Here is an 18,020-nt window from a genome sequence, read left to right on the forward strand (position 1 = left end):
GGGGCATCGGCCGCACCGGACGCGCGGGCCACACCGGCGAGGAACCCGCCGCCGCCCGCCCCGCCGCCGGCGGCCACCAGGTCCGGCCCGTCGTCCGCACGGTGGCCCGCGCGGTGCGCGCCGCCCCCGCCGGTGACCCCGCCCGCCAGTTTCAGCAGACCCGACCCGGACGAGGCGGTCGGCGAAGTGAGGATGCCCTGCATCTCACGGCTGTGCGCGTCCTCGTTCTCGGTGAGATTGCGCGCCACCTGGTCCATCCGGTCGGCGGTGCCCCGGAACGCGCCGAGCAGCCGCTTCAGCACCTCCGTACCGACGGTGGTGGCGATCTGCTCGACGGCGGCGAGCAGCAACCGGCCCAGGGCGTCGCCGGGCCGGCCCACGTCCAGCCCCTCGATGATCCGCCGGAACGAGCCACCGTGGGCGTCGATCCCGTCCGCGTGCCGCCGCAGGTGCAGCGCGCAGGAGGCCAACTGCTCCAGGTCCACCCCGAACCCGCTGCCCTGCGACGAACCCGACCCGCCGCCGCCCGTCAGGCCGCCCACCACGGCCTCCACCAGATCGCCCACCGGCTGCGCCAGCGCCTGGCCCAGCGCGGACACCGCCTCCTCCAGGATGGTGGAGGCGATCTGCCTGGCGGCCGCGACGATGGCCGCCGTGCCCCACGGCCCGGTTGCCGACGCCACCGCCAACTCACCCTGCGTGGTCACCAGTTGGACGAGCGTCGCGGCCTTGCAGCCCTCCACGACCAGCGCCGCCGCATTGAGCGCCGTCGCGGCGGCCCCACAGCCGTCGACCACCAGGCGCGAGTACGTCGACACGGTGCCCCACATCTCGGCCAGCCGGTCCGCGGACGCGCCGTGGTACGCCCCCTGCAGTGCGGTGAGCGCCCTGTCGGCGTCCATCTGGACGGAGTCGAGGGTCGAGGCGAGCTTCCTGAGCTCGTCCGCGAGCCTGACCACGTCGTCCTCGTTCACCTGGGGCCACTCCAGCCCGAGCAGGCCGAGTACGGACCCGAGTTCCGGCGGTAGTTCCAGTGCCACGGTTTCCCCCCTGGCCCGTGCTGCGCGCCGTCGGGCGCACGGGCGGATCGGACGCTCCTAACGCTGCCGCCGTCGCTGTCCGCCCGACGACCGGGTGCGCGGCGGGCCCGGACGCGCGCGGCGTGAGCGCGCGCCCGGGCCTCCAGGAGGCTAGCCAGCGTCCGCCGGGGCGGGCTTGGACAAATTTGCGCCCCGCCCTACTGGGCGAGCGCGCCCTCCACCCGGCGGGCGGCCACCAGCTGTCCGGGGGTGGCGTCGGCCAGCGCGCGGAACTCCCGGTTCAGGTGCGCCTGGTCGTAGTAGCCGCAGGCCGCCGCCACGGCGGCCGGGCCGGCGTCCCCGCGCGCCAGCAGGGCGACCGCGCGGTGGAAACGCAGCACCCGCGCGGACGCCTTGGGCGTCAGGCCGACCTGATCGGTGAACCGGCGGATCAGGTGCCCCTGGCTCCACCCGACCTCCTCGGCGACCCTGGCGATCTGGACGGTCCCACCGGAGCCGGCCAGCAACTGCCAGGCCCGGCCCACCTCGGGGGCGGGCGCCGGGCTGTGCCCGAGCCGGGCCAGCAGGACGGCGTCCAGCAGGTCGAACCTGGCCGCCCAGTCCCGGGTGGCCGCCAGCCGCTCGACCAGTTCCCCGGCCTCCGGACCCAGCACGGCCGACAGCTCGACCGCATGGTTGGTCAGGGCCCGCATCGGGACGGCGAACAGCCGGTAGGCGCCCAACGGCGTCAGCTCCAGCCGGATCGCCTCCTGCCCGCCCGGGTGCTCGCACAGCGCCGGCCGGTCCTCCAGGCCGACCACCAGCGAGCCGATCCGCCCGCTGCCGGGACCGGGAACGCCCAGCCGGCTCACCTGGGTGAAGGGCTCCGCCAGATTGATCACCACGACGGCCCGCCCGGTCGGGACCACCCGCACCCGGTACGGCGAGGACCCGGCCTCCCAGTACCCGGCATAGCTGCGCAGATACGGCCGCAGCCCGGGGTGCCAGGGCCGGCTCACCCGCCAGCGGCCACCGAGCCGCTCGACCGCGACACCCGCACCGGTCGTCCCGGCAGCCCGGCTCACCCGGACGCCCGCCGGGCGGTGGGGGAGAGCGCCGGGCGGGCCGGGGCGGTAGCGGCGGCGGGCCCGCGGCCGGACGGCGTTCTGTCGCGCATGCTGTCAGCTCCATCGGCGAGGGTGGCGAACGGTTGGAGCGTACGGAACCTGACGGCGTGTCCGAGGTGCCGCCCCGACACCGTACCCGTCACTGCGGGACGGTTCGAGGGCGTCCGGGATCCGATGGCCGAAAGCCCACGCCCCCGGGAACGGCAGGACGGCCGCACCGACCGATGACCTGGCTCGGGCAGGTTTCAGCCGGGCGGCCCCGTCTCGGGCGCCGGTGCCGGGGAACGGATCCGACACCCCACCGCTCGTACCAGGAGAGGACGCCGCACCCATGGGCGCCGTGCTGCACGCACTGAAGATCACCGGTTCGATGACCTGGGAGATCACCTGGGCCCTCATCCTGGGCTTCGCGCTGTCCGCGGTGGTGCAGGCGGTGGTCCGCCACTCCACCGTGGTCCGGCTGCTCGGTGACGCCCGCCCCCGGACCCTGGCGGTGGCGACCGGGCTGGGCGCGGCCTCCTCCTCCTGCTCGTACGCGGCGGTGGCGCTCGCCCGGTCGCTGTTCCGCAAGGGCGCGGACTTCACCGCGGCGATGGCGTTCGAGATCGCCTCCACCAACCTGGTGATCGAACTCGGCGTGATCCTGGCTCTGCTGATGGGCTGGCAGTTCACTGCCGCCGAGTTCACCGGCGGCCCGCTGATGATCGTCGTGCTGGCCGTGCTGTTCCGGCTGTTCCTGCGGGAGCGGCTGCTCGCGCAGGCGCGGCGGCAGGCCGACCGCGGGCTGGCCGGCTCGATGGAGGGGCACGCGGCGATGGACATGACCGTCCGGCGCCCGGGCGGCTTCGCCCGGCGGCTGTGCTCCGCCGAGGGGTTCACCGCGGTGTCGCACGTGTTCGTGATGGAGTGGGCCGCGATCATCCGGGACCTGGCCGTCGGGCTGCTGATCGCCGGGGCGGTCGCGGCCTGGGTCCCGGACAGCTTCTGGCAGGCGTTCTTCTTCAGCGGGCACCCGGTGGCCGCCAAGATCTGGGGCCCGCTGATCGGGCCGGTCGTCGCGATCGCCTCGTTCGTCTGCTCGATCGCCAACGTGCCGCTCGCCGTGGTGCTGTGGAAGGGCGGCATCAGCTTCGGCGGGGTCGTCGCGTTCCTCTTCGCCGACCTGCTGATCCTGCCCATCCTGAACATCTACCGGAAGTACTACGGCCCCCGGATGGCCCTGTTCATCCTCTCCACCTTCTACACCGCCATGGTGCTCGCCGGGTACGCCGTCGAACTGGTCTTCGGTGGACTCGGCCTGATCCCGGACCAGGCCGACGCCCAGGTCCCCGCCGACGGCGTCTCCTGGAACTACACGACCTGGCTGAACATCGTCTTCCTGCTGCTCGCCCTGGTCCTGGTGGTCCGCTTCTTCCGGACCGGCGGCGCGCGGATGCTCCGGGCGATGGGCGGCGGCCCGCCGCGGCGGGCGCCCGGCGACACGCCCGACCCGGCGGCACCCGGACGGCCCGTCCAGGAACCGCGCTGACCGGTACGGCGGCGCCCGGCCGGAGGGGACGCGGGTGGCCCGGAAACCGGTTGACCGCGGGCGCCGGGAGGCGTTTTGCTTCGTGGTCGGCCCGCGACGCGGTGACGGTGTGTCGCCCGGGCCGCGGGCCGGCCGCCCGTACACCGGCCCGGGAGAAGTAGCCAGGAGAGCAGCCAGGAGAGCAGTCATGAGCACCGGCAGGATGCACGCCGACGAGGCCGAGACCGGCCGCACCCTGGTACGGCGCCTGCTCGCCGCCCAGTTCCCGCAGTGGGCGCACCACCCGATCGAGCCGGTCCGGCCGGCCGGGACCTCCAACGCGATGTACCGGCTCGGCGAGGACCTGGTGGTACGCCTGCCCCGGATCGCGGGCGCCGCCGCCGACGTCACCCGGGAACACCACTGGCTGCCCCGGCTCGCGCCCGAACTGCCCGTCGCCGTCCCCGTTCCGCTCGGCCTCGGGACGCCCGCCTGCGGCTACCCCTGGCCCTGGTCGGTGTACCGCTGGCTCGACGGCGAGACCCCGGCCGTCGGCGCAGGCGGGCTCCCCGACCCCGCCCGGCTGGCCGGGGACCTGGCGGACCTGCTGCACGCCCTGCGCCGGATCGACCCCGCCGACGGCCCGGCCTCGTACCGCAGCGAGCCGCTGGCCGCCCGCGACACCGCGACCCGCTCCGCCCTGGCCGCGCTGCGCGCCACCGGTGACACCAAGGACGCCGAGGACGCCGACGCCGCGGCCGAGGTCTGGGAGACGTCGCTGCGGACCGCCGGGCACCCCGGCCCGGCCGGCTGGATCCACGCGGACCTGCAGCCGGGCAACGTGCTGCTGGTCGACGGACGGCTCGGCGCCGTCATCGACTTCGGCTGCGCGGGGACCGGCGACCCCGCGGTCGACCTGATCGCCGCCTGGTACCTGCTGCCCGCCGCCGCCAGGGCAGACTTCCGAGCGAGGCTCGGTGACGACGACGCCGCCTGGTCCCGCGGCCGTGGCTGGGCACTGTCCATCGCCCTGATGGAGGCCTCGTACTACCGGACCACCAACCCGGCGATGGCGGCCACCGCACGGCACGTGATCGGAGAGGTCGTGGCGGACCACCGGCAGGGCCGGTGAGGCCGGCCAAGGGCCCCCGGCGTGCTCGCTCCGCCCATCTCGGTCTCGGCCTGGTGGCCGCCGCCGCGGTGCTGGCCGTCACCTTCGGACGTGGCCTCCGGGGCAGGGACCTGGTGCGCCGAAGCCACCTGCTGACCTTCGGCTGGGCGCACTGGCTGTGACCCCGCGTCCGGGCGTCCCGGTGGTGGCCGGGGCGCCCGGACGGAGCTCAGCGCGCCGAGCGCGCGGGAGCCGATCCGCACCGCGGTGCGGCTCGAACCGCGCTACCGCGTGGCGGTGTTCCGCCGTGACGGCCGTGCGGGGTCACTTGGACTCGACCCGTCCGAGCGGGTCGGGTCCGGCGGCGAGCTGCTCGACCGCCGCGCGCCAGGTCCCGTCCCCGGGGAAGAGCACGCTGCGGAGGTAGGCGGTGGTGAGCCGCTGGACCGCGGCGACCCGCTCGGGGTTCTCGTCCGTGGTCTCGGCGACGTCGTACCCGGAGATCCCGCCGAGACCGTGCTCCGCGCCGAACAGCGTGAGCAGGGACTTGGGGCCCGGGGACAGGACGTACGGGTCGGTGTGCCAGGCCGGGCCGGCCACGGTCATGTGGGGGGAGTGGTCGTTGTCACCGGCCACCACCAGGGTGGGCGTGGTCATCCGGGAGAAGTCCGTGGTCAGGAAGAAGGGGTAGTTCTCGGCGATGGGCCCGGTGAGTGCATCACCCCCTCGGCCCGGTGCGGCGAGCAGCAGGCCCGCGGTGATCCGGGGCTCGGACAGGTCGACCTCGGTGCCGGTGTCGGGGTCGGTGAGCCGGGCGCCCAGCAGCAGGCTCGCGGTGTGCCCGCCCATCGAGTGCCCGGCCACGGCCACCTTGCCGTGGTCCAGGCGTCCGCGGAGCTGGGGGACGGCGGCCTCGATCAGGTCGAGGCGGTCGAGGATGTGCGTCATGTCCTCGGCCCGCGACCGCCAGTACAGCGGCGCCCCGGGGGTGGCGGGGTCCAGGTGCAGCGTCCGCGAGCTCAGGTGGGTCGGCTGGACGACGGTGAAGCCGTGCGCCGCCCAGTAGTTGGCGAGCGGGGCGTAGCCGTTGGAGGAGGAGAGGTGGTTGGAGGGCCCCTGGCCGTGCGAGAGGAGGATGACCGGCAGTCCGCTCCCGGTCACCGGAGCGGTGACGCGCAGGTGCAGGTCGACGGGTCGGCCGGGTACCGGCAGGACGACCGAGTCGACCGACAGGACGGGGGTGGAGGTGGGGGTGCCGACGGTGTCAGCCACCTGGGCCGGTGAAGTCATGGGAGAGCCTTTCCGTTCCCGCGGCAGCGGTGCCGGTGGTGACCGGCCGGCGGCGGGGTGAGGCGGACGGGAGGGCGCGCTTCGGCTAAGCTCAAAGCGGAACCTTGTTCCAGATACGATACGGAACGGCGTTCCGTTTAGTCAATCACCGTCCGGACGGAGAACGCGGTGTCCATCGAAGGTCAGTCGGCGCAGGGGTCGAGCCGCAGCAAGCGGGCCGACGCGCAGCGCAACCAGCAGGCGCTCCTCGCCGCGGCCGCCGAGGTGTTCGCCACCTCCGGCATCGACGCGCCGATCCGCGCGATCGCGGCCAGGGCCGGCGTCGGCGTCGGGACGATCTACCGCCACTTCCCCGCCAGGGCGGACCTCGTCGTCGCGGTCTACCGCCACCAGGTCGAGGCCTGCGCCGAGGCCGGACCGACCCTGCTCGCCGCCGATGCCTCCCCGCTCGCCGCGCTCCGCCAGTGGGTCGACCTCTTCGTCGACTTCCTGGTCACCAAGCACGGCCTCGCCAACACCATGCAGGCGGACAGCGGCTTCGACGCGCTGCACTCCTACTTCCTCGACCGCCTGGTGCCCGTCTGCTCCGACCTGCTCGCCGCCGCCGTCGACGCCGGCGAGATCAGGCCCGGCACACACGCCTACGAGCTGATGCGCGGCATCGGCAACCTCTGCATCGGCCGCGACAGCGACCCGCGCTACGACCCCCGCCGCCTGATCGACCTGCTGCTCCAGGGGCTGCGGCAACCACCGTCCCCCTGACGCCGCCGATTTGATGCCGCAGATTTGGCAGTTCGCCCGGAGCTTCGATAGGACAGGGCGACGTCGGGGAGACCATAGGGGGAGCTGTCGTGTCGGGTGTTCAGATCGCGGTGGAGTACGTGTTCGCCTGGCTGGTCCGCCAGGCCGGTTCGGCCGACGGGCGGGCGGAAGAGCCGGCCGACACCGAGCAGGACCCGGAACTCGCCGCCGGGAAACGCCGGTTGTGCGAGGCGGTCGCGCGCAGGCTCGGGTCGGATCCGGCACTGGAGCGGGCCCGCGAAGAGGCCTCGGCGCCCGACCCGCAACTGTCGGAGCGCACCCGGCGGCGGCTGGCGGACTCGCTGGCCGACGCCACCGAACGCGACCCCCGCTTCGCCGAGGAACTGCGGCGACGCGCTGCCCGGCTGCCCGTCTCCGACCGGCTGCGCCGGCTCGACCAGGCCGACGCGGTGGCGGGCGCGGTGTACAACACCATCAGCGGCGGGTCCCACCTCGGGCACGTGGTGCAGGCGGGCGTCATCGCCGTACCCTCCTTCGGCGCCGCACCCCGCGACCCGCGCCCCGGCGGGATCCCGAACCCGTCGCCGGCCCCGGAGGACCGCACCCCGGCGGAGGGCCGGTGACCGCCCAGGCCGGCCCCCACCCCACCGGCGGCGCGACGGTCACCAACACGGTCTCCGGCGGGATCTTCCTCAACACCGTGGTGCAGGGCCGGAACCTCACCGTGCAGCTGCCCGCCGAGATCGCCGCCGCACTGTCCGGGCTGCCGGCCTCCTCCACCGCCTTCACCGGCCGCGACGACCAGGTCGAGACTCCCGGGCCGTCGAGGGCCGCCGCGGTGCGGGGTCGCGCCCTGAGGGACCCTGACGGCCGCTGACGGACCGTCGGGCGCCGCGCCGAACGGGCCGGTGTGTCCAAGTCATTGACAGGGTTTCGTCAGGAGAGTTCACTTCGTGAAGAAAGGTCCCGGCCGGGCCACCCATCCACCCGGCCGGCGGGCCTTTGGCCGGGGTGCCCCCATTCGGTCGACGCCACAGGCGGGCCGACACCCACCAACCCGCATTCAAGGCGGTCTTCGCATGCCTTCATCGATACATCGACACTCGCTCGCGGCCACTGTCGGGGTGGTCCTGGCTCTGCTCGCCGCCCTCAGCTGGGCCCCGGCGACGGTGTCGGCGGCGCCGCTCCCCGTTCAAGCAGTGAACTTCGAGGACAACTTCGACGGCCCGGCCGGGGCCGGCGTCGACTCCGGCCGGTGGCAGACCGAGACCGGGGACAACGTCAACAACCACGAGCGCCAGTACTACACCGCGGGCAACGCCAACGCCGCGCTGGACGGCCAGGGCCACCTGGTGATCACCGCCCGCCGCGAGAACCCGGCCAACTACCAGTGCTGGTACGGCAGCTGCCAGTACACCTCGGCGCGGCTGAACACCTCGGGCCGGTTCGCCCAGGCCTACGGGCACGTCGAGACCCGGATGAAGATCCCGCGCGGACAGGGCATGTGGCCCGCGTTCTGGATGCTGGGCGACGACATCGGCCAGGTGGGCTGGCCGAACAGCGGCGAGATCGACGTGATGGAGAACGTCGGCTTCGAGCCCGGCGCCGTGCACGGCACCATCCACGGACCCGGGTACTCCGGCAGCGGCGGCATCGGCGCGGGCTACAACCTCCCCGCCGGCCAGGCGTTCGCCGACGCGTTCCACACCTTCGCGGTCGACTGGGCCCCCGACTCGATCAGCTGGTCGGTCGACGGCAACGTCTACCAGCGCCGCACCCCGGCCGATCTCGGCGGCCGCAGCTGGGTGTTCAACAAGCCGTTCTTCATCATCCTCAACCTGGCCGTCGGCGGCTACTGGCCCGGCGACCCGGACGGCTCCACCGCCTTCCCGCAGCAACTGGTGGTGGACTACGTCCGGGTGACCACCGGCTCCACCGCACCGGCCGGCGGCTCCCTCACCGGCCTGGCCGGCAAGTGCCTGGACGTGGCCGCCGCCAACACCGCCAACGGCACCCCGGTCCAGCTCTACACCTGCAACGGCACCCCCGCCCAGCGCTGGACGGTCGGCGGGGACGGCACCATCCGGGCGCTCGGCAAGTGCCTGGACGTCTCGGGCGGCAACACCGCCGACGGCACCAAGGTGCAGCTGTGGGACTGCAACGGCACCGGCGCCCAGCGCTGGTCGTACAACGCGACCAGCCACGACGTGGTCAACGTGCCCGCCGACAAGTGCCTGGACGTCACCGGCAACAACCCCGCCGACTCGACCCCCACCCAGATCTGGACCTGCACCGGCGGCGGCAACCAGAAGTGGACGCTCAACCCCTGACCCCGCCCCACGCCACCTGTGACCCCGCCCGCCCCCCGGCGGGCGGGGTCACAGGTGCCGCCGCTGCCGCCGCTTCCCGTCGTCGTAGACCCGGCGGGCCTGCGCGGTGGACTCGAGGGTGGAGACCTCCGCGACCGGGACCTCCCACCAGGCCGGGGCGCCGTCGGGCGCCGGGGCGGCGGCCGGCGCGGTCTCGACGTACACCGCGGTGGGACGGTCGGCGGCACGCGCGGTCCGCAGGGCGGCGCGGAGCTGTTCGACCGTGTCGGCCCGCAGGACGTCCAGGCCGAGGCTGGCCATGTTGGCCGCCAGGTCGACCGGCAGCGGATCACCGGTGTAGCCGCCGTCCGCCGCCCGGTAACGGTACGCCGTGCCGTAGCGCTCCGCGCCGACCGCCTCGGAGAGAGCGCCGATCGAGGCGTAGCCGTGGTTCTGCACCAGCACCGGGATGATCTTGATGTGCTCCTGGACGGCGGTGACCAGCTCCGTCGGCATCATCAGGTACGTGCCGTCGCCGACCAGCGCGAACACCTCCCGGTCGGGGTCCGCCAGCCGGACACCGAGCGCCGCCGGGATCTCGTACCCCATGCAGGAGTAGCCGTACTCGACGTGGTACTGCCGCGGATCGCGGGCCCGCCACAGCCGGTGCAGGTCACCGGGGAGCGAACCGGCCGCGTTGACCAGCACGTCGCGTTCGCCGAGGGTCTCCTGGAGCACGCCGAGCAGCTGGGTCTGGGTGGGCCGGGCCGCCGGGTCCGGGGCGTGGTACGCCCGGTCGACCAGGCGCTGCCAGGCCCGCGCCGAGGCCGCGCACAGCTCCCGGTGCTCCCGGTCGACCCGGTGGCCGGCCAGCTGTGCGGTCAGCTGTTCCAACCCGCTGCGGGCGTCGGCCACCAGCGGCTCGCCGGCCAGCTTGTGGGCGTCCGGTGCGGCGATGTTGAGGTTGACGAAGCGCACGCCCGGCGCGCCGAACAGGGTGGCGGACGCGGTGCTGAAGTCGGTCCAGCGGGTGCCGACACCGATCACCAGGTCGGCCCGCCCGGCGGCGTCGTTGGCCGCGGTGGTGCCGGTGTGGCCGACCGCACCGAGCTGCGCGGGGTGGTCCCAGGGCAGCGAGCCCTTGCCGGCCTGCGTCTCGGCGACCGGCAGTCCGGTCGCCTCGACCAGCGCGGCCAGCGCCCGCTCGGCCCCGCTGTGGTGGACACCGCCGCCCGCCACCAGCAGCGGCCGGCGGGCACCCCTGATCAGCTCGGCGGCACGGGCCAGCTCCCCGGCGTCCGGCTGCGGCCGGCGCAGCCGCCAGACCCGGTCGGCGAAGAACCCGGCCGGCCAGTCGTACGCCTCGGCCTGGACGTCCTGCGGGACGGCGAGCGTCACCGCGCCCGTGTCCACCGGGTCGGTCAGCACCCGTACGGCGTGCAGCGCCGCGTCGATCAGCATCTCCGGCCGCCAGATCCGGTCGAAGTAACGGGACACCGGACGCAGCGCGTCATTGACCGTCAGATCGCCCGAGGACGGCGACTCCAGCTGCTGCAGCACCGGGTCCGCGGGGCGGGTCGCGAAGACGTCGCCGGGCAGCAGCAGGACCGGCAGCCGGTTGACGGTGGCCAGGGCGGCGCCGGTGACCAGGTTGGTCGCGCCGGGCCCGATCGAGGTGGTGACGGCGTGGGTGGCGGCCCGGCCGCGCTGGCGGGCGAAACCGACGGCGGCGTGCACCATCGCCTGCTCGTTGCGGCCCTGCAGGAACGGCATGCCGTCCGGGCCGTCCTGCCCGGCCTGCCGCAGCGCCTGCCCGAGGCCCGCCACGTTGCCGTGGCCGAAGATGCCCCAGCAGGCCGCGATCAGCCGCTGCCGGTGGCCGTCGCGTTCGGTGAACTGGTGGGCGAGGAATCGCACCAGCGCCTGGGCGGTGGTCAGCCGGACGGTGGCGCCGGGCGCCTCGGGCGCCGCGGGCGGCTCGGGACTGGCGGCGGTCATCGCTCGGGGCCTTCCGTCGGTGCGGGTGCGGGTGCGGGTGCGGGTGCGGGTGCGGGTGCGGTGCACATCGGCAGCCGCGGGTCCGGCGCCTGACCGGGCCAGGTCCGCCGGACCCAGGCGTGCGCCGGGTCGTCGCAGATCAGCCAGGCCCGGGCGGCGCCGGGACCGGCCATCGCGTTGAGGTAGTACATGTCGTAACCGGGGGCCGCCATCGACGGCCCGTGGTAGCCGTCGGGGACCAGGACCGCGTCGCCGGTGCGGACCTCGGCGAGCACCTCCGAACGGGTGCGCTCCCCGGACGGGTAGACCCGGTGGTAGCCGGTGCCGGGCGCACCGGCGGGGGAGTCGGCGATGGTGAACCAGTAGATCTCCTCCAACCGGCTCTCCTCGCCCGGGCGTTCCCGGTCGTGCCGGTGCGGCGGGTACGAGGACCAGTTCCCGGCCGGGGTGAGCACCTCGACCGCGATCAGCCGGTCGGTGGCGAAGGCGTCCACCCCGGCGAAGTTGTTGACCTGCCGGGTGCTGCTCCCGGCGCCGCGGATCTCCACCGGGACCCGGTCGGCCGGTCCGTGACGGAAGGCCAGCCGCCGCTCGCACCGGGCCCCGGTGAGGGCGAACCGTCCACCGGCCGCACTGGCGACGGTGGCCCGGCCGTCGCGCGGCAGGTAGGCGAAGTCGCTGACCGCGGAGAACACGTCGGGCCGCCCGTGCAGCTCCAGCGTCCGGCCGTCGCAGGTGACGTGGGCCGAGCCGGACAGCGGCAGCACGATCCACTCGCTGTCCCCGGTGTCGAAGGTCCGGGAGGCGCCGGGCGCCAGGTCGAGGATCCGCAGCGAGGTGTAGGTCCAGCCGGCCGTCGCCGGGTCGATCCGGCAGCGGTAGCCGTCGCGGTCGGCGGACCCGTCGGGCAGGTGCAGCCGTACGGGGGCGGGGCCGGGCGGGTCCGCGGGCACGGGGTCTCCTCGGGGTGTCGGGGGTGCCGGGAGTGGCGGGGTGGGTGCCGGTCAGCGCTCCAGCAGCGAGACGGCGGTGTCGATGGCGCCCGCGACGTCGCCGTCCGGCGGGTAGAGCAGGGTGCGGCCGATCATCAGACCGCGGATCTGGGGGATCCGCAGGGCCCGTCGCCACGATGCGAACAGCGCGTCGCGGTCGCCGCCGCCCTCACCGCCGAGCAGCATCGCGGGCAGGGTGGTCGAGGCCATCATCCGCTCCATGTCCTCGACCACCGGCACCTTGAGCCAGGTGTGGGCGGTGGTGCGGCCGAGGCCCTGGGCGATGTTGTTGGCCCACATCTGGTCGTCCGCGGTGAGCCGGTTGACCACCCGGCCGCCCTCCCGGCGGGAGCTGAACGGCTCGACCATGGCGATCAGCCCGCGCTCGTTCAGCTGGTCGACGGCGTGCGCCGCGCTCTCCAGGGTGGCGGCGGTGCCGTGGTCGCCCGGGTCCAGGCGCAGCAGCAGCTTCCCGCCGTCCAGGCCCGCCTCGGCGATGCCGCGGGCGTCGTAGCCGGTGAAGCGGTCGTCGAGCTCGAAGGCGGCGCCGGGCAGCCCGCCGCGGTTCATCGAGCCGAGCACCAGCTTGCCGTCGAGCGCGCCGAGCAGGGCGAGGTCCTCCACCAGGTCGGCGGTGCCGAGGAACCCGTCCACGCCCGGGCGGGCGAGCGCCTCGACGCAGCGGCCGAGCAGTTCGTGGCGGTCGCCCATCGCGGTCGGGTGGCCGCCGGCGGCCAGCGCCCCGCGCGCCGGATGGTCGGCGGCCAGCACGAACAGCGGCCGGGCCAGCGCCGCCCGGTCGAAGCGCGGGCGTAGCAGCAGCGCCTCGGCGACGGCGCCCGGGTTGGTCGCCCGGAGCTCCGTCAGCCGGGCCAGGTCGGGGCGGTGGCGGGCGGCCAGGGCGAGCGGGCCGGGGTCGGCGGTCACAGGCTCACGTCCCGGGGGCGGTGGGCGGCCAGGGTGAAGGCGCGCGGCGGTACGGACAGCGGCGGGTCCTCGGGGTGGCGCCGGGCGTTGCGCCAGAGCAGCTCGGTCACCTCGTGCGGCTCGGGCATGTCGTCGGCGCAGGCGAGCCGCCCGGCTACCAGCGCGCCGGCGGCGTTGGCGGTCTCGATCACCTCCCGCAGCGGCCGGCCGGCGAGCAGCCCGGCGGCCAGCGCGCCGCCGAAGGCGTCGCCCGCGCCGAGACCGTTGACCACCCGGACGGTGACCGGCTCGACCACCACCTCCTCGGTGGGGGTGCGGGCCAGCACGCCGTTCGGGCCCTGCTTGATGACGGCCAGCCGGACCCCGCGCGCCAGCAGCAGGTCGGCGGCCTTGTCGGGGTCGCAGGTTCCGACGGCGACCTTGGCCTCGTCCAGGTTCCCGACGGCGACGGTGGACAGCTCCAGCGCCCGCGCGTACCAGTGCCTGGCGTCCTCGGGCCGGGCCCAGAACGAGGGCCGCCAGTCCAGGTCGAGCACGGTGTCGGCGTCGGGCGCGCGCAGCGCCGCCGCCTCCAGGGTGGTGGTCCGGGACGGTTCGACGGCCAGGCCGCCGCCGGTGATCCAGATCATCCGGGCCCGGGCGAAGGCCGCGAGGTCGAGGTCCTCGCAGGTCAGGCACTGGTCGGGGGCGATCGGCGAGCGGTAGAACAGGATCGGGAAGTCGTCCGGGGGGTGGATCTCGCAGAACACCACCGGGGTCTGCCGGCCGGGCACCGTCACCACCTGGCTGTCGTCGACGCCGAAGCGCCGCAGCGCGGTGCGCACGTACGGGGCGAAGCGGTCGTCGCCGACGCCGGTGGCGACCGCCGTGCGCAGGCCGTGGCGGGCGGCGGCGACGGCCACGTTGGTCGCGGTGCCGCCGAGCGAGCGGGCGAAGGTCTCCACCTCGGCGAGCGGCACCCCGGTCTGCTGGGGGTAGAGGTCGACGCCGACCCGGCCCAGCGTGATCAGGTCGTGGGGGCGGTTCATCCGGCCGGTGTCCCCTCGGGTTCCAGGGCGAGCAGGTAGTCCAGGCCCGTCCGGACGTCCGCGACCGGGCCGGTACCGGGGGCGGGCTCGCCGGTGAGCACGGTGTCCTGCTCCATCACGTACCAGCCGCGGTAGCCGGACCGCTCCAGGAGCGGGACCAGCACGGCGATGTCCACGTCGCCCTGCCCGAGCGGCCGGTACAGCCCGGCGGCGACGGCAGCGGCGTAGCCGACCTCGCCGGACCTGACCCGGGCGGCGGCCCCGGCGTCGACGTCCTTGAGGTGGACGTGGGCGATCCGGTCGGCGGCGCGGCGGGCCAGGTCGACCGGGTCGGTACCGCCGGCCAGCAGGTGGCCGGTGTCCAGGCAGAGCGGTGCGTCACCGCCGTCCAGGACGCGCCGGACCTCCTCGGGGCGCTCGACCATGGTCCCGATGTGCGGGTGGAGGGCGGCGGTGACGCCCTCCGCGGCGGCCAGCGCGACGATCCCGGCGAGGTTGGCGAGCAGGGTGTGCCAGCCGGCGGCGTCCAGGGCGGGCCGCTGCTCGTAGCCGTCCCGGCCGGTGGCGGCGGCCAGCACCAGGGTGCGGGCGCCGCAGCCGGCCAGCGCGCGGAGCGCGGTCCGAACGGCGGGCAGCGGGTCGTGTCCGGGCTCGTGCAGGACGACCGGGACGAAGCCGCCCACCGCGGCCAGCCCGTACGAGCGCAGGGTGGCGGCCCGTTCGGCCGGGTCGGCGGGCAGGAAGCCGTCCGGGCCGAACTCGGTGGCGGCCAGGCCGAGTCCGGCCATCTCGGCGAGGACCCGCCCGGCGGACAGCTGGTGGCCCCAGCCGGGGACCTCGCACACGCCCCAGGAGATCGGCGCGGCCGCGATCCGGGCGCGCAGTGGAGTGGGGGCCGGCTGCCCGGGCGTCGGCTGCACGGCCGTCGGCTGTCCGGTCATCGGGCGGCCTCCTGCGCGGGCAGGGCCCGCAGGGCCGCGGCCGAGCGGACGCTGTCGACGGCGACCGGCGAGCCGAGCGCCCGGGACAGCTCGCAGGCCTCGGCGGCGAGCAGCGCCTCCAGCGCGTCGTGGCCGGTGCAGGGGCTCGGTCGGCGGCCGCGGGCGACGTCCAGGAAGACGTCGAGTTCGGCGAGGTAGGCGTCGTGGAAGCGGCTGAGGAAGTCGGGCCACGGCTGCTCGGGCGCGGCGGGCCCGGCGGGTTCGGCCGAGGTGAGCGGGGTGCGTCCGTCCAGGCCGGCGGTGATCTGGCCCAGGCTGCCGCTGACCTCCATCCGGACGTCGTACCCGGCGCCGTTGTAGCGGGTGCCGGTGCAGCTGACCAGCGTGCCGTCGTCGAGGGTGAGCAGCGCGGCGGCGGTGTCGACGTCGCCCGCGTCGGAGAAGAACGGCTCGCCGCGGTTGGAGCCGGTCGCGTACACCTGGAGGATCTCCCGGCCGGTCACCCAGCGGACGGCGTCGAAGTCGTGCACCAGGCAGTCCCGGTAGAGGCCGCCGGAGGTGGGCAGGTAGCCGGCCGGCGGGGGCGCCGGGTCGGCGGTCACCGTCCGCAGGGTGTGCACGAAGCCGAGCTCGCCGGAGCGGTAGGCGGCGCGGGCGGCGGTGTAACCGGCGTCGAAGCGGCGCTGGAACCCCATCTGCAGCGCGGTGCCGTTGCGGTCCACCTCCCGCAGGGCCCGGATGGTGCCCGCCAGGTCGGCGGCGATCGGCTTCTCGCAGTACGTCGGCAGCCCGGCGCGGGAGGTCCGGACGATCAGGTCGGCGTGGGCGTCGGTGGCGGTGGCGACGACCACCGCGTCCGGGCGGGCGGCGAGCACCGCCTCGACGGTGGCGAGCGCGGTGACCTCGGCGGCACCGGTGCGGGCGGCGCCGCCGGTGAGCCGGGCGGCCGCGTCCTGGGCGCGGGCCGGGTCGGCGTCGGCGAGCAGCAGTTCGGTGACGGCCGGGTGGTGGGCGAGGGTCGAGGCGTGGAAGAGGCCGATGCGGCCTGTACCGAGGAGACCGACACGCATGGGTGGGCCTTTCGTCGGGATGTGCAGGGAGGACCGGAGGGAGCCGGGTGGAGCGGGCGGGCGGGCCCGGCGGTCAGCCGGGGTCTGCGGCGTCGGTGCGCAACTCGTGCGCGAGGGCGTCGAGTTCGGCGCCGCCGGCCATCTGCCGGGTGAGCTCGGCGAGCGAGATGTCGGCCTTCTCGAAGCAGCCCAGGCTGCGGCCCCGCTGGAGCAGCAGGAACCGGTCGCCGACCGGGTGGGCGTGGTGCGGGTTGTGGGTGATCAGGACGACGCCCAGGCCCCGGTCCCTGGCCTGGGCGACGTAGCGCAGCACCACCCCGGCCTGCCGGACGCCGAGCGCGGCTGTCGGTTCGTCCAGGATCAGCACCCGGGCGCCGAAGTGGACCGCCCGGGCGATGGCCACGCACTGGCGCTGCCCGCCCGACAGGGTGCCGACCGGCTGTTCGACGTCGGCCAGTTCGATGCCCATCTCGGCCAGCGCGCTGCGGGCGGTCTCCCGCGCGGTGCGCCGGTCCAGCAGCCGTACCGGCCCGTACCGGCGCACCGGCTCGGAGCCCAGGAAGAAGTTGCGCCAGACGCTCATCAGGGGGACGACGGCCAGGTCCTGGTAGACCGTGGCGATGCCGCGGTCCAGCGCCTGGCGCGGCGAGCCGAAGCGGACCGGCCGCCCGTCCAGCAGCAGTTCGCCGCTGGTGTGCTGGTGCGCGCCGGAGAGGATCTTGATCAGGGTGGACTTGCCGGCCCCGTTGTCGCCCAGCACGCAGGTGACCTGACCGGCGTTCACGGCGACGCTCACCCCGTCGAGGGCGCTGACGCTGCCGTACGTCCGGCCGACGGATCTGGCCTCCAGCAGGGGCGTCCGCGCGGACACCGGGTTCTCCGCGGGCACCGGCTGGTCGTCGGTCATCGGCGTCTGCCTGCTCATCGGAGTCTCCCCGGTCATCGGCGGGCCCGTTCGGCGCGGCGGCGGAAGGTGTTGTTGACCAGCACGGCCGAGATCAGCATCAGGCCGAGGAAGAGCATGAACCAGTCGCTGTTCCAGCGGGCGAAGACGATGCCCTGGCGGGCCATGCCGAAGATCAGCGCGCCGATCGCCGCCCCGGCCGCCGAGCCGAAGCCGCCGGTCATCAGGCAGCCGCCGATCACCGCGGCGATGATGTACTGGAACTCCAGCCCCACCCCCTGGTTGGCCTGCACGGTGGTGTACCGCAGCAGGTTGATGCTGCCGACCAGCCAGGCCGCGGCCGAGGTGGTCATGAACAGCAGGATCTTGGTGCGCTGCACCGGGACGCCGACCTGGCGGGCGCTGGGCGCCGAACCGCCGACCGCGAAGATCCAGTTGCCGAGGCGGGTGCGGACCAGCACCACCGAGGCGACCGCCGTGACGCCGAGCCACCAGACGATCGAGGTCGGGAAGACGGTCCCGCCCAGGTCCATGGTGGAGGCGAACAGTGAACCGGCCGAGGTGTAGCCGTCCGTCGCCCGCATGCCGCTGACCTGCACGGTGCCGGTGACGGCCCGGGTCACCCCGAGGTTGAGGCCCTGCAGTGCCAGGAACGAGCCGAGCGTGACGATGAAGCTCGGCAGCCCGGTGCGCATCACCAGCCAGCCGTTCAGGGCGCCGACCGCGAGGGCGAGCAGCAGCGAGACCAGCAGCGCGGCCCAGACGTTCCAGCCGAGCCGGACCGCGAGCAGCGAGGTGACCAGCGCCGTGGAGGCCGTCATCACCCCGGCCGACAGGTCGAACTCGCCGCCGATCATGAGCAGTGCGACCGCGACGGCCACGATCCCGAGGGTCGCCGAGTCGTCCAGCCAGGTCGCCGCGCCGAGCGGGCTGAGGAACTGCCCGGTGATGGTGGAGAAGAACCCGAACACCAGCAGGGCGCCCAGCGCCGCGCCCAACTCCGGCCGGACCACCAGGCGGTGGAGCATCCCGGCC

18 protein-coding genes are annotated in these 18,020 nt (G+C 74.9%); 7 read left to right on the top strand and 11 right to left on the bottom strand.

Annotated elements, in window-relative coordinates; translation table 11 throughout:
• Both AA75_RS01090 and AA75_RS01095 read right to left on the bottom strand, forming a co-directional pair.
• On the bottom strand, nt 1-1,040 hold a 1,040-nt coding region (locus tag AA75_RS01090), incomplete at its 3' end, for a hypothetical protein (protein ID WP_033817751.1).
• Between the two features lie 197 nt (nt 1,041-1,237).
• On the bottom strand, nt 1,238-2,104 hold the full coding sequence (locus tag AA75_RS01095) for an AraC family transcriptional regulator (protein WP_033817752.1): 867 nt from the start codon (nt 2,102-2,104) through the stop codon (nt 1,238-1,240).
• A 373-nt stretch (nt 2,105-2,477) separates the two neighbouring features.
• Here AA75_RS01095 and AA75_RS01100 point away from each other — a divergent pair, with 373 nt between their 5' ends.
• The 3 genes from AA75_RS01100 to AA75_RS48910 all read left to right on the top strand — a co-directional run bounded on the left by AA75_RS01100 (nt 2,478) and on the right by AA75_RS48910 (nt 4,946).
• Entirely contained in the window at nt 2,478-3,674 is a 1,197-nt protein-coding gene (locus AA75_RS01100) for a permease (protein WP_033817753.1), read from the top strand.
• A gap of 187 nt (nt 3,675-3,861) precedes the next feature.
• On the top strand, nt 3,862-4,785 hold the full coding sequence (locus AA75_RS01105; RefSeq protein WP_233288866.1) for an aminoglycoside phosphotransferase family protein: 924 nt from the start codon (nt 3,862-3,864) through the stop codon (nt 4,783-4,785).
• Nucleotides 4,782-4,946 carry a hypothetical protein gene (locus AA75_RS48910; RefSeq protein ID WP_158515423.1) on the top strand — a complete coding sequence of 55 codons (165 nt, stop codon included), beginning with the start codon at nt 4,782-4,784 and terminating at the stop codon, nt 4,944-4,946. Before AA75_RS01105 ends, AA75_RS48910 begins: the two co-directional genes overlap by 4 nt.
• Nucleotides 4,947-5,088: 142 nt before the next feature.
• Here AA75_RS48910 and AA75_RS01110 read toward each other — a convergent pair whose 3' ends face one another.
• Entirely contained in the window at nt 5,089-6,054 is a 966-nt protein-coding gene (locus AA75_RS01110; RefSeq protein ID WP_033817754.1) for a chlorophyllase, read from the bottom strand.
• A 168-nt stretch (nt 6,055-6,222) separates the two neighbouring features.
• On the opposite strand from AA75_RS01110, the gene AA75_RS01115 reads away from it, so the two are divergent.
• From AA75_RS01115 to AA75_RS01130, 4 genes are all read left to right on the top strand, one after another.
• Nucleotides 6,223-6,816 (top strand): TetR/AcrR family transcriptional regulator, encoded by a 594-nt coding sequence (locus tag AA75_RS01115; protein WP_033817755.1) that lies wholly within the window; start codon nt 6,223-6,225, stop codon nt 6,814-6,816.
• 89 nt (nt 6,817-6,905) lie between these two features.
• A complete protein-coding gene (locus tag AA75_RS01120; protein ID WP_051811514.1) occupies nt 6,906-7,439 on the top strand; it encodes a hypothetical protein in 534 nt (177 codons plus the stop codon).
• Nucleotides 7,436-7,693, top strand: coding sequence for a hypothetical protein (locus AA75_RS01125; RefSeq protein ID WP_033817756.1), 258 nt, complete (start codon nt 7,436-7,438; stop codon nt 7,691-7,693). The genes AA75_RS01120 and AA75_RS01125 overlap by 4 nt, the downstream gene beginning before the upstream one ends.
• Before the next feature lie 202 nt (nt 7,694-7,895).
• Nucleotides 7,896-9,146, top strand: coding sequence for a glycoside hydrolase family 16 protein (locus AA75_RS01130; protein WP_033817757.1), 1,251 nt, complete (start codon nt 7,896-7,898; stop codon nt 9,144-9,146).
• A 48-nt stretch (nt 9,147-9,194) separates the two neighbouring features.
• On the opposite strand, the gene iolD is transcribed toward AA75_RS01130, so the two are convergent.
• The 8 genes from iolD to AA75_RS01170 all read right to left on the bottom strand — a co-directional run bounded on the left by iolD (nt 9,195) and on the right by AA75_RS01170 (nt 18,013).
• Complete coding sequence (gene iolD, locus AA75_RS01135; RefSeq protein WP_051811516.1) at nt 9,195-11,123, bottom strand: 3D-(3,5/4)-trihydroxycyclohexane-1,2-dione acylhydrolase (decyclizing); 1,929 nt, start codon at nt 11,121-11,123, stop codon at nt 9,195-9,197.
• The gene (gene iolB, locus AA75_RS01140; protein WP_233288868.1) at nt 11,120-12,034 is read right to left on the bottom strand and encodes a 5-deoxy-glucuronate isomerase; all 915 of its coding nucleotides are present in this window, start codon (nt 12,032-12,034) and stop codon (nt 11,120-11,122) included. Before iolB ends, iolD begins: the two co-directional genes overlap by 4 nt.
• Nucleotides 12,035-12,127: 93 nt before the next feature.
• Complete coding sequence (locus AA75_RS01145; RefSeq protein WP_233288867.1) at nt 12,128-13,042, bottom strand: deoxyribose-phosphate aldolase; 915 nt, start codon at nt 13,040-13,042, stop codon at nt 12,128-12,130.
• A complete protein-coding gene (gene iolC / locus AA75_RS01150) occupies nt 13,039-14,070 on the bottom strand; it encodes a 5-dehydro-2-deoxygluconokinase (RefSeq protein ID WP_082526157.1) in 1,032 nt (343 codons plus the stop codon). The genes AA75_RS01145 and iolC overlap by 4 nt, the downstream gene beginning before the upstream one ends.
• Nucleotides 14,067-15,011 (bottom strand): TIM barrel protein, encoded by a 945-nt coding sequence (locus AA75_RS01155; protein WP_082526158.1) that lies wholly within the window; start codon nt 15,009-15,011, stop codon nt 14,067-14,069. Before AA75_RS01155 ends, iolC begins: the two co-directional genes overlap by 4 nt.
• Entirely contained in the window at nt 15,008-16,081 is a 1,074-nt protein-coding gene (locus AA75_RS01160; RefSeq protein WP_033817758.1) for a Gfo/Idh/MocA family oxidoreductase, read from the bottom strand. Before AA75_RS01160 ends, AA75_RS01155 begins: the two co-directional genes overlap by 4 nt.
• Before the next feature lie 73 nt (nt 16,082-16,154).
• Nucleotides 16,155-16,988, bottom strand: coding sequence for an ATP-binding cassette domain-containing protein (locus tag AA75_RS01165; RefSeq protein ID WP_051811522.1), 834 nt, complete (start codon nt 16,986-16,988; stop codon nt 16,155-16,157).
• Nucleotides 16,989-17,020: 32 nt separating this feature from the next.
• Nucleotides 17,021-18,013 carry an ABC transporter permease gene (locus tag AA75_RS01170; RefSeq protein WP_063794257.1) on the bottom strand — a complete coding sequence of 331 codons (993 nt, stop codon included), beginning with the start codon at nt 18,011-18,013 and terminating at the stop codon, nt 17,021-17,023.
• Nucleotides 18,014-18,020: the final 7 nt, after the last annotated feature.

It is taken from the genome of Kitasatospora sp. MBT63, from assembly GCF_000710465.2.
Lineage (GTDB): Bacteria > Actinomycetota > Actinomycetes > Streptomycetales > Streptomycetaceae > Kitasatospora.